The organism is Kitasatospora sp. NPDC058032 (assembly GCF_042885845.1).
Classification (GTDB): Bacteria; Actinomycetota; Actinomycetes; order Streptomycetales; family Streptomycetaceae; genus Kitasatospora.
Window position 1 is genome coordinate 1 of sequence record NZ_JBHVRK010000072.1, and the last position, 1,637, is coordinate 1,637.

Annotated in this window: 1 protein-coding gene; it reads left to right on the forward strand. The window is 72.1% G+C overall.

The window, feature by feature from the left end:
• Nucleotides 1-1,637 (forward strand): beta-ketoacyl synthase N-terminal-like domain-containing protein (locus ACFVUH_RS37325; RefSeq protein WP_387918089.1); only part of this gene is annotated, 1,637 nt, incomplete at both ends.

Consider the following 1,637-nt stretch of genomic DNA (forward strand, 5'->3'; position numbering starts at 1 on the left):
GTCGAACAGGGCCTCACCCTCTTCGACACCGCCCTCAAAACAGGCCACCCCGTCCTCCACCCCGTCCGCCTCGACCAAGCAGCACTCCGCACACAAGCAAACGCCGGAACACTCCCAACCACGCTCCGCAACATCGTCCGCACTCCGGCACGACGCGCCGCAGCGACCGGGGCGGGGGCCCTGGCGGCACGTCTCGCCGGGCTGGGCAAGGCCGAGCAGGAGCAGCTCCTGCTCGACCTCATCCGCGCTCAGATCGCCTCCGCGCTGGGCCACTCCGGCCCCGAGGCCGTCGATCCGGACCGCGCGTTCCAAGAACTCGGGTTGGACTCCCTCACCGCCGTCGAGCTGCGCAACAACCTGAACGCCGCCACCGGTCTGCGCCTGCCCGCCACGCTCGTCTTCGACTACCCGTCCGCGTCCGTCCTGGCCCGTTACCTGCGGGACCAGCTGGCGGGAGCAACGGGTGCCGCCTCGTCGTCCGTCGCCGTCCGTGCGGCGTCGGCGACGGACGACGAACCGATCGCGATCGTCGGCATGGCCTGCCGCTACCCGGGCGGGGTGACCACCCCCGACGAGCTGTGGGACCTGGTCTTCGCCGGCCGGGACGGCATCACTCCCTTCCCCTCCGGGCGCGGCTGGGACGCGGAAGGCCTGTACGACCCCGACCCCGACGCCGTCGGCAAGTCCTACACCCGTGAGGGCGGCTTCCTGCACGACGCCGACCTGTTCGACGCCGACTTCTTCGGGATCAGCCCGCGCGAGGCCCTCGCCATCGACCCCCAGCAGCGTCTCCTCCTGGAGACGACCTGGGAGTCGCTGGAGAGCGCCGGCATCGACCCGGCCACGATGCGCGGAAGCGCCACCGGACTCTTCACCGGCGTCATGTACGGCGACTACGGCGTGCGGCTCATGCAGCAGCCCCCGGAGGGCTTCGAGGGATACCTCGCGACGGGCAGCGCGGGCAGCGTGGCGTCGGGCCGAGTGTCCTACACGTTCGGGTTCGAGGGTCCGGCGGTCACGGTCGACACCGCGTGCTCGTCCTCGCTGGTGGCCCTGCACATGGCCGCCCAGGCCCTGCGTAACGGCGAGTGCACGATGGCGCTCGCAGGCGGCGTGACCGTGATGGCAGCGCCCAGTGTCTTCGTCGAGTTCAGCCGCCAGCGCGGCCTGGCCCCCGACGGCCGGTGCAAGTCCTTCGCGGCCTCGGCCGACGGCACGACGTGGTCCGAGGGCGCGGGCATGCTCCTCCTGGAGCGCCTGTCCGACGCCCAGGCCAACGGCCACCGCGTGCTCGCCGTGGTCCGCGGGTCGGCCGTCAACCAGGACGGCGCCAGCAACGGCCTCACCGCCCCCAACGGCCCTTCCCAGGAACGCGTCATCCGCCAGGCACTCGCCAACGCCCGGCTGACCCCCGCCGACGTGGACACCGTCGAGGCCCACGGCACCGGCACCAAACTCGGCGACCCGATCGAGGCCCAGGCCCTGCTCGCCACCTACGGCAAGGACCGCCCCGCCGACCAGCCCCTGTGGCTCGGCTCGCTGAAGTCGAACATCGGACACGCCCAGGCCGCGGCCGGCGTCGGCGGTGTCATCAAGATGGTCCAGGCCATGCAGCACGGCCTGCTCCCCAAGACCCT